The organism is Streptomyces sp. NRRL B-24085 (genome assembly GCF_001282115.1).
Classification (GTDB): Bacteria; Actinomycetota; Actinomycetes; order Streptomycetales; family Streptomycetaceae; genus Streptomyces.
Window position 1 is genome coordinate 1 of the sequence record NZ_LJBR01000234.1, and the last position, 9,757, is coordinate 9,757.

General features: G+C 72.6%; 8 protein-coding genes. 4 read left to right on the forward strand and 4 right to left on the reverse strand.

Annotated features, from left to right (window positions below; all coding sequences use genetic code 11):
* The first annotated feature begins 234 nt into the window (after positions 1-234).
* Complete coding sequence (locus AOJ26_RS43935) at positions 235-387, forward strand: hypothetical protein (protein ID WP_086724430.1); 153 nt, start codon at positions 235-237, stop codon at positions 385-387.
* A 57-nt stretch (positions 388-444) separates the two neighbouring features.
* On the opposite strand, the gene AOJ26_RS24400 is transcribed toward AOJ26_RS43935, so the two are convergent.
* The 3 genes from AOJ26_RS24400 to AOJ26_RS24410 are packed head-to-tail and all read right to left on the reverse strand — an operon-like array spanning position 445 to position 3,399.
* Positions 445-1,383, reverse strand: coding sequence for a 3-oxoacyl-ACP reductase (locus AOJ26_RS24400; protein ID WP_053850495.1), 939 nt, complete (start codon positions 1,381-1,383; stop codon positions 445-447).
* A 12-nt stretch (positions 1,384-1,395) separates the two neighbouring features.
* Positions 1,396-2,472, reverse strand: a complete 1,077-nt coding sequence (locus AOJ26_RS24405) for a Zn-dependent alcohol dehydrogenase (RefSeq protein WP_053850496.1) — start codon at positions 2,470-2,472, stop codon at positions 1,396-1,398.
* Positions 2,473-2,523: 51 nt separating this feature from the next.
* Entirely contained in the window at positions 2,524-3,399 is an 876-nt protein-coding gene (locus AOJ26_RS24410; RefSeq protein ID WP_053850497.1) for a MaoC/PaaZ C-terminal domain-containing protein, read from the reverse strand.
* Between the two features lie 330 nt (positions 3,400-3,729).
* On the opposite strand from AOJ26_RS24410, the gene AOJ26_RS24415 reads away from it, so the two are divergent.
* Together AOJ26_RS24415 and AOJ26_RS24420 are read left to right on the forward strand one after the other, a co-directional pair.
* The gene (locus AOJ26_RS24415; protein ID WP_053850498.1) at positions 3,730-5,082 is read left to right on the forward strand and encodes a sensor histidine kinase; all 1,353 of its coding nucleotides are present in this window, start codon (positions 3,730-3,732) and stop codon (positions 5,080-5,082) included.
* A 64-nt stretch (positions 5,083-5,146) separates the two neighbouring features.
* Positions 5,147-5,779: a response regulator transcription factor gene (locus tag AOJ26_RS24420; RefSeq protein ID WP_053850500.1), complete on the forward strand. Its 633-nt coding sequence runs from the start codon at positions 5,147-5,149 to the stop codon at positions 5,777-5,779.
* Positions 5,780-5,807: 28 nt separating this feature from the next.
* On the opposite strand, the gene AOJ26_RS24425 is transcribed toward AOJ26_RS24420, so the two are convergent.
* Positions 5,808-7,241, reverse strand: coding sequence for a DHA2 family efflux MFS transporter permease subunit (locus tag AOJ26_RS24425; RefSeq protein ID WP_078960015.1), 1,434 nt, complete (start codon positions 7,239-7,241; stop codon positions 5,808-5,810).
* A gap of 136 nt (positions 7,242-7,377) precedes the next feature.
* Between AOJ26_RS24425 and AOJ26_RS24430 the strand changes: the two genes are divergently transcribed.
* Positions 7,378-9,111: an MFS transporter gene (locus AOJ26_RS24430; protein WP_053850499.1), complete on the forward strand. Its 1,734-nt coding sequence runs from the start codon at positions 7,378-7,380 to the stop codon at positions 9,109-9,111.
* Positions 9,112-9,757: the final 646 nt, after the last annotated feature.

A 9,757-nucleotide genomic window follows, 5' to 3' on the forward strand; every position in this document is an offset into this window, starting at 1 on the left:
GGGGACGCGGGCCCGGAGGGTTCGGAGGGCGTCGGCGGTACGGCCGTGCGGGCGCCCGAACCGGACCCTCCGGAGCCTGTCGTGGCACGTCCTGTGCCGTTGCAGCAGGCCCCGTTGGGCAATCTTGTAACGAAGTAGTGCCGGTTGGCCGGGCCGCCTGGATTCGCCCCGTGGTGTGCCCGTTAAACTCCCTCCGCTGTAAAAAAGATCATGTTGACGGGGTGAATTACTTCCATGAGCGACGCCAGCACGAACCAGTCGACTGCCGACGTCCAGGAGTCCACGGGCCACGGTAAGCACCGGGGTCCGGTCTCGGTCCAGGACAGCGAGACGGCCCCGCGCGGCCGTCACCGCAAGTCGGTCGAGCAGACCGAGGCCGCGGCCTGAGGGCAGACGGCGACACACGGCCCTGTCTTCCGTACGGGAGGCAGGGCCGTTGCGCGTCTACTCCCGTCTGAGGCCCAGGACTTCGGCCGCCGCGAAGGTCTCCCCGGCCGGCCGCCGCGCGTAGTGCGGGGTGAGCAGCGCGTCCAGTTCGTCGTAGGTGAAGGTGTCCTGCTTGCTGTCGAACTTGGCCTGCACCCGCGGCCGTTCGACGACGGCGACCATCCCTCCGTGTACGACGAGGAGCTGGCCGTTGACGCGCTCGGCGGTGGGCGAGGCCAAGTAGCCGACGAGCGGGGCGACATGCTCGGGGGCGAGGGGATCGAGTCCCGACTCGGGCTGTTCCAGACCGGCGAAGACGTCCTCGGTCATCCGGGTGCGGGCGCGCGGGCAGATGGCGTTCGCGGTGACGCCGTACTTGGCGAGGGCGAGGGCCGTCGAGGTGGTGAGTCCGACGATCCCGCCCTTGGCCGCCGCGTAGTTGGGCTGTCCGGCGGACCCGGCGAGGAACGCCTCGGAGGAGGTGTTGACGATCCGGCCGTACACCGGCCCGCCCGCCGCCTTGGACCGCTCCCGCCAGTGCGCGGCCGCGAACCGGGTGGTGTTGAAGTGGCCCTTGAGGTGGACCCGGATCACCGCGTCCCACTCGCCCTCGGTCATGGAGAAGACCATGCGGTCGCGCAGGATGCCCGCGTTGTTGACGAGGATGTCGAGCCTGCCGAACTCGGTGATCGCCAACTCGGTCAGTTCACCAACCTGTTGGTGGTCGGCCACGTCCCCGGTGTGGGCGACGGCCTGTCCGCCCGCGGCCCGGATCTCCTCGGCGACCCGCTCGGCGGGGCCCGCGGATGCCTCGCCGGAACCGTCCCGGCCGGGCTGGCCGTAGTCGTTGACGACCACGGCGGCGCCGAGCCGGGCCAGCTCCAGCGCCTCGGCCCGGCCGAGCCCCCGTCCGGCCCCGGTGACGACGGCTGACAGTCCCTCCAGTGGCATCGACATCGGTGGAGGTCCTCAGATCTCGATGCAGGTGCGGAGGGAGGTGCCCGTGCGCATCTGGTCGAGCGCCTCGTTGATCTCGCTCAGCGGCACCCGGTGGGTGATCAGGCCGTCCAGGTCGACACGGCCGGCCCGCCACAGGGCGATGGTCCGCTCGTAGGAGCGCAGGACGTCCCCGCCGCCGTACAGGGAGGGCAGGATGCGCTTCTCGTCGAAGAACAGCTCGAACATGTTGAGCTGGAGGTTGTCGTCCATGGCGCCCGCGCCGACGACCACGAGGGTGCCGCCGCGCCGGGTGGTCTCGTACGCGGTCCTCGCGGTCGCCGCCTTTCCGACCACCTCGAAGACGTAGTCGAAGCCCTCGCCGGCGGTCACCTGCTGCTTGGCGTCGGCGAGTTCGTCCGGGGAGACGGCCCGGGTGGCGCCGAACCGCAGGGCGGCCTCGCGGCGCGCGGCGACCGGGTCGACGGCGACGATCTCGGCGGCGCCCTTGAGCCGGGCGCCCTGGATCGCGGAGATGCCGACCCCGCCGCAGCCGATGACTGCAACCGACGAACCGGCCTCCACGTCCGCGGTGTTGAGGGCGGCGCCGAGTCCGGTGGTGACCCCGCAACCGATGAGGGCCGCGATGTCGAAGGGCACGTCGTCGGGGATCGGCACCGCGCAGCCCGCGTCGACGACGACCTCCTCGGTGAAGGTGCCGGTGCCCGCGAAGCCGAAGACGTCCCCGCCGGGGCGCCGGAAGTTGGGGGTGCCCGCGTTCATGAACCCGGCCAGGCACAGCTCGGTCTGGCCGCGTTTGCACGCGGGACAGGCGCCGCAGGCGGGCAGCCAGCACACGACGACCCGGTCGCCCGCCTTCAAGTGCCCGACGCCCTCGCCGACTTCGAGGATCTCTCCCGCGCCCTCGTGGCCCGGCACGAACGGCGCGGGCTGCGGGAGGACCCCGGCCATCGCGGACAGGTCCGAGTGGCACAGTCCGGTGGCCCGTATCCGGATCCGCACCCTGCCGGGTCCGAAGCCCACCGCCTCGACGTCGTCGAGGACCTCGAGCTTTTCCTGGCCGATCTCGTGCAGTACGGCTGCGCGCATGGTGCGGCTCCCCTCGTACGGCGTGGCGGGTTCAGAAGTGTTCAGACGTGTTCAGACGTGTTCGACGACGGTGTCGGCGAGGACGGGCGCGTCCTCACGCTCCACGGCACTGACGGCGACCCGCACGGACTCCGGGGCGTGCCACATCCGGATCCGCAGAGTCTCCCCGGGGTACACGACCCCGGCGAACCGGGTGACGTACGAGCGCACCCGGGTCACGTCCCCGCCGAGCAGGGTGTCGACGACGGCCTTGAGCGTGATGCCGTAGGTGCACAGCCCGTGCAGGATGGGCCGTTCGAACCCGGCGACCTTGGCGAACTCGGGGTCGGCGTGCAGCGGGTTCCAGTCGCCGGAGAGGCGGTAGAGCAGGGCCTGGTCCTGGCGGACGGGGCGCTCCACGGTCCGGTCGGGCTCGCCGGCGGGCGGGTCCAGGCGTGCGGAGGGGCCGCGGTCGCCGCCCCAGCCGCCCTCTCCCCGTACGAAGATCCGGGCGTCGTTGGTCCACAACGGGCCCTCGGCGTCGGCGACTTCGGTCCGCATGACCAGGACGGCCGCCTTGCCCTTGTCGTACACGGCGGCGATGCGGTGGGTGGCGGTGGCGGTGCCCTGGACGGGGAGCGGGCGGTGGACGACCAGTGACTGGCCGCCGTGCAGGACCTTGGCGAGGTCGACCTCGACGCCGGGCATGGACAGCCCGCTGATCACTCCCGGCGATCCGGAGCCCGCGACCGTGGCGAAGCTCGGCAGCACGTGCAGCCGGGACTCGAGGGTGTAGCGCAGTTCGTCGGGGTCGGTGGCGGGGTTCTCCTTGTCGGGGCGCGAACCCGCCCCGATGCCCAGGTGGTAGAGCTGGACGTCCTTGGAGTTCCAGGAGATCTCGCCGGTCCGGGGTTCGGCGGCGAGGGCCTTGGCTGCGTCGATGGGCATACGGCTCCTGACAGGGGCTCGGTCAAGACCTCGGTACGGCCGTCCGCACCGTCGGCCGCACCGAGGTCGTCGCGGGCCGATCTAGAACGCGTTCCAGTCCGGCGCCCTCTGTATAGCCGAGCCCAACGCACTTGTGAAGGCTCCTGACGGTGTGTCAGGTGCGCCGGTTCTGTGCGGTCCTGGCACCCGTGACATTTGTCCTGCCGGATTCCGTACAGGCGCATCTGCCGGGAGACGGTGCCGGTTCGTAGCGTCGGTGGTGTGCGTCGCTTCGTACGCTGTCCTGTCGTCCCGGCCGCACGCCGGGAGCCTCTGAGCGGAGGAACGGTCATGTCCTGGTCGCGCAAGCTGTCGTGCCGCGTGGACGAGGTCCGCGAAGGGGTCCGCGTGGCGCGCGAGCACCGGCGGTACCACCAGGAGAACTGGCAGCGCCTCAAGGCCGAGTACCGGGCCTCGCAGCGGGCCGGGGAGGTCCACACCCACGCGGGCCTGGGCAGCGGGTTCGGGCTGCTGCCATGGCTGCTGATGGGGATGGGCGCCTTCTCCAACCTCTTCCAGGGCGAGACCCCGAACCCCTGGATCGGCGGCGTCGGACTGCTCACCTTCAATTCGCTCTACGTCTACGTCGCCTTCCGCGCCTTCCGCAAGGAGACCCGGGAGGCGGCCTCCACGCGGGCGGCGCTGGTGCTGATGGGGCTGGTGACCTGCGGTCTGGCGATGGGGTACGGCGGCAACTGGCTGCTGTTCTTCCCCCTGTTGGGACTCGCGACGGGAGCGGTCGTGCGGCTGCCGCACCTGCGGTGGGCGGGGGCGATCGTGACCGTGGTCGCCGGCGCGGCCTCCGTCCTCCGCGACGGCTGGGGCGGACTCGACACCGCGTACGCCACGTGGATCTCCACGATGGTGACGGCCGCGATCATGTCGCTGTCCGAGGCGGTACGGCAGTTGCGGGAGGCCCGTGAGGAACTGGCCCGGCGCGCGGTCGAGGAGGAGCGGCTGCGGTTCTCCCGCGATCTGCACGACCTGCTCGGGCACACGCTGTCGGTGATCGTGGTGAAGTCGGAGGCGGCCCGGCGCCTTGCCCCGCGCGACCTGGACGCGGCGCTCGGGCAGGTCCGTGACATCGAGTCGGTCGGCCGCCAGGCGCTCACCGAGATCCGCGAGGCGGTGACCGGCTACCGCGAGGGCAGCCTCAGCGCGGACCTCGACCGGGCCGTCTCCGCCCTGCGCGCAGCGGGCATCGAGCCGGTCGTCCACCGCTCCGGCCCCCCGCTCACCGCCCGGACCGAGGTCCTGCTGGGCTGGGTGGTCCGCGAGGCGGTCACCAACGCGATCCGCCACAGCGGGGCACGGCACTGCGAGATCTCCGTACGGAGCTCGGGGGAACGGGTACGGCTGCGTGTCTGGGACGACGGCCCGGGCGGGGCCGCGGAGCCGCGCCTTCCCGGGAGCGACGGTGCCGCCCCGGCACCGTCGGAGCGATTCCCGGGCCTCGGCGGCACCGGCCTCAAGGGGCTCGCGGAGCGCCTGGCCGCGGCCGGCGGCCGGCTGGAAGCCGGTCCGGGGCCACGGGGCGGCTTCACGGTACGGGCCGAGCTGCCGACCGAGTCGGCGGCACCGCTCCGGCCCGAAGAGGAGGCCGGGGTGAGTGGTGGGTCACGGACCGGGGACACGGGCCGGTGAAACCCGGCTCTTCACCGCTGCCGATGCCGCCCTCCACTCCCCCTACCCTTGGCCCGTGAACGAGATGCCCCGGGATCGCCGGGCCGCCAAGTCCATCCGTGTGCTGCTCGCCGAGGACCAGGGCATGATGCGGGGGGCGCTCGCGTTGTTGCTGGGGATGGAGCCGGACATCCAGGTCGTGGCGCAGGTCGCGGCGGGGGACGCGATCGTGGACGCCGCCCTCACGCACCGCCCCGACGTGGCACTGCTCGACATCGAGCTGCCGGGGATGAGCGGTCTGGACGCCGCCGCCGAGCTGCGCGACCAGGCGCCGGACTGCCGGGTGCTGATCCTGACCACCTTCGGACGGCCCGGCTATCTGCGCCGGGCCATGGAGGCCGGTGCCGCCGGATTCCTCGTCAAGGACGGTCCCGTCGAGGAGCTGGCCGCCTCGATCCGTCGGGTGCTGACCGGGGAGACCGTGATCGACCCCGTCCTCGCCGCGGCCGCCCTCAGCGCCGGCCCGAACCCCCTTACCGCCCGTGAGTGCGATGTCCTGCGGGCCGCCGCGGACGGCGCGACCGTGGCCGACGTCGCCGACCGGCTCCACCTCTCCGAGTCCACGGTCCGCAACTACCTCTCCGCGGCCATCGGCAAGACCGGCACCCGCAACCGGACGGAGGCGGTACGGGCGGCGCGGCAGCAGGGGTGGCTGTGAGCCCCACCGCCCGCGGGCCGAGCGGCCCTCACGCCGCCGGGACCTTCCTCGGCAGCCACACCAGCATCAGCACGACCGCCGCGGCCAGCACCCCCGTCCCCGCCCGGAACGCCACCGCGTACCCCTCCGTCAGCGCCTCCGGCGAGTCCGCGCCCGCCGTCCGGGCCGCCGCCAGCGTCGACAGGACCGCGAGTCCCAGCGAACCGCCCATCGTGCGCGAGGTGTTGACCAGCCCCGACACCAGCCCGGCCTCCCCCGGTGCCGCCCCGGACGTGGCCAGCGAGGCGAGCGGGGTCGAGGCGAGGCCCGCGCCCAGCATCATCAGGATCCCGGGACCCATGATCGAGGTGACGTAGGCGCCGTCGGAGGTCATCGTGGACTGCCAGCCGTACCCGGTCAGCGAGACGAGCGTGCCCAGGGCCGCCACCCGGCGCGCCCCGAGCCGGTGCATGAGGCGGGGCGCGAGCTTGGAGCCGAGCACGATCGCCAGGGAACTCGGCAGCATGGAGAGGCCGGCTTGGAGCGGGGTGTACCCGAGGACGTTCTGGGCGTAGAGCGTGATGAAGTACCACGTGCAGAACAGGGCCCCACCGCTCAGGAACATCGCCGCGTTCGCCGAGGCCACCGCCCGCACCCTGAGCAGTCCGAGCGGCATCAGCGGAGCTGCCGTACGCGCCTCGACGAGCAGGAACCCGCAGATCAGCACGGCTCCCACTGCCAGCGGGACCAGGGTGGCGGCCGCCGTCCAGCCCTCGGCCTCGGTCTGTGAGATGCCGTACGCCAGGACCGCCAGTCCCGCGGTGACCAGCAGTGCTCCCGGCAGGTCGAGGCGTCGGCGGACCCCGCCCCGGCTCTCGGTCAGCCAGAGCAGCGAGCCGAGCAGGACCACCGCGCCGACCGGCACGTTGATCAGCAGCACCCAGCGCCAGGACAGGGTGTCGACGAGGAGTCCGCCGAAGAAGCCGCCGGCCGCTCCGCCGCCCGCTCCGACGGCCGTCCAGGTGGCGATGGCCCGGGCCCGCGCGGGCCCCTCGGGGACGGCCGACGTGACGATCGTCAGGGTCGCGGGGGCCAGCACCGCCGCGCCGAGGCCCTGCACGGCACGGGCGACCAGCAGTTCGCCGCCCTGCTGGGCGAGGCCGCCGGCCAGTGAGGCCACCGTGAACAGCCCGAGGCCGACGAGGAACATCCGCTTGCGGCCGTAGAGGTCACCGGCCCGGCCGCCGAGGAGCATGAACCCGGCGAAGGCGATGGCGTAGGCGTTCACGACCCACTGGAGGCCGGACTCGCTCATGCCCAGGTCGGCACGGACGGACGGCAGCGCCACGTTGACGACGGACACGTCGAGGACGACCAGGAACTGGCCCGCGCACGCGAGCGCCACCACCAGCCAGGCGGGGGGCGCGGAGCGGACACGAGGGGGTCTGCGGGTGGCGTCGGTGGCGTCGAGCATGACGGCCATGGTCTCAAGCCGCTCCGGCTTCCCCAAGAGAATATAAAGAAATCGTTAGTACGCCGAAGCATCGGAATAGTTGCCCATGCATACGTAGTTCAAGCCACACGTAAGCCGATCTTCCAGGCCCGGAGGCCTCCCTCACATGACGCACACGCCGACCGACCAGCCCACCCGGAGAGCGTCCGGCGCTGTCGTCCCGGTGCTCGCCTTCGCGGGCATCGTGGTCGCGGTGATGCAGACCCTGCTTGTCCCGGTCATCAAGGACCTGCCGCAACTGCTGGACACCGAGCCCAGCAACGCCACCTGGGTCCTGACCTCCACCCTGCTCTCGGGCGCCGTCGCCACCCCGATCATGGGCCGCCTCGGCGACCTGTACGGCAAGCGCCGCATGCTGATCGCGAGCCTCGCCGTGATGGTGGTCGGCGCCCTGGTCAGCGCGTTCACCAGCACACTGCTCCCCATGATCGCGGGCCGCACCCTCCAGGGCTTCGCCATGGGCGCGATCCCTCTCGGCATCGGCCTGATGCGCGACATGCTGCCCCGCGAGAAGCTCGGCTCGGCCATGGCCCTGATGAGCTCCTCGATCGGCGTCGGCGGCGGACTCGCGCTGCCGCTCGCGGCCCTGATCGCGCAGCACGCCGACTGGCACGCCCTCTTCTACGGCGCGGCCGGCCTCGGCGCCCTCTCGATCGTCCTCACCCTCCTCGTCGTACCCGAGTCCCCGGCGCGCGCGGAGGGCACCTTCGACGTCCTGGGCGCGCTCGGCCTCTCCACCGGCCTGGTCCTCTTCCTCCTGCCGATCACCAAGGGCAGCGACTGGGGCTGGACCTCGGGCACCACGCTCGGCCTGTTCGCCGCCTCCGCGGTCGTCCTCGTGCTGTGGGGCGTCATGGAGCTGCGGCTGAAGGCCCCCTTGGTCGACCTGCGCACCACCGCCCGCCCCGCGGTCCTCTTCACCAACCTGGCGTCGATCATGGTGGGTGTCTCCTTCTACGTCGTCTCGCTCGTCCTTCCCCAGCTGCTCCAGCTCCCGAAGGCGACCGGCTACGGCCTCGGCCAGTCGATGGTCGTCGCGGGTCTGCTGGTCGCCCCGCTGGGCCTGACGATGATGTTCACGGCGCCGGTGTACGCCCGCCTCTCAGCCAAGTACGGCCCCAAGTTCACCCTCATCCTCGGCATGCTGGTCATCGCCATCGGCTACGGCGCCGGTCTCGGCCTCATGAGCGCGGCCTGGCAGAGCCTGGTGATCGCGGTCGTGCTGGGCGCGGGCATCGGCCTCGCGTACTCCTCCCTTCCCGCACTGATCGTCGGGGCGGTCCCGGCGTCGGAGACGGGCGCGGCGAACGGCCTCAACACGCTGATGCGCTCCATCGGTACGTCCGTGTCGAGCGCGGTGATCGGGATGGTGCTGGCGAACACGGCGGACCACGTCGGGGGCGTCGCCGTCCCGACCATGCACGGTTTCCGGGTGTCCTTCCTGATCGCGACCGGCGCGGTGGCCGTCGGACTGCTCATGGCGCTGTTCCTGCCGAAGGCGAACCGTGCGCCGCAGCTCCGCGCGAGCAGCGAGGAGGAGGCGAACCTGGAGCGCGCCGAGGAGGTGCTGCGGGGCTTCCGGGGCCGTGTCCTGGACGCGTCCGGTGCCCCGGTGGCCCGTGCCAAGGTCACGCTGATCGACCGGCGGGGCCGGCAGGCCGGGTCGACGCTCTCCGAGGACGACGGCACGTACGCCCTCACCGTCCCGGCCCAGGGCGCCTACGTCCTCGCCGCCCGCGCCACCGGCCACGGCCCCCTGGCCTCCTCGGCGACCCACACGGGCGACGACCGCACGGTCGCCCTGGACCTGGCCCTGCCGGGCGAGACGGTCACGGCCTGACCGCTCCCCAAGGACCCACATCGCACCCCCGTCCCGGGCTTGGGGCGGGGGTGCGGTGCGTCCGGGCCCCCGGATGGGCGCAGGGCTTGAGGCCCGCTGGCGCCACCGCCCCAGGCCCGTCAGCAGCCGTCGCGTCCCTGGAGTGGGCGTGTCGGGGGCCACGGCTGACGGGGGCCGAAGGCGGCGGAGCCGGCGGGCGAAGGGCGACTGACGGAGTCGGTGCACGTGGGAACGGCCGAGGGCCCGTGGCGACGGGGCGACGCACGCCAGAAAGGCGAACGACCGACTGGAGCGACGAACGGCGACTGACGGAGTCGGTTCACATGGGAATGGCCGAGGGCCGGAGGCGACGAGGCGACGCACGCCAGGAGGGCAAACGGCCGACTGGGGCGACGGACGGCGCCGACGGAGTCGGCTGACGCGGGGACGGCAGGGGCGGCGGACGGCTGGCGGTCCGCGCACGACAGGGCTACGGCCGATCGACGAGCCGCGACGCCCGTACGGCCGACGGGTGGCAGAGCCGACTGGTCTCGCCGCGACGCCCGTACGGCCGACGGACGTCCCGCCCCCGACAGACGACCGCCCTGCTCAGCCTCCGCCCCGGCCGTCCCCCCCACCGTCACAGGCCCGAGCCGCCCGTCACCCC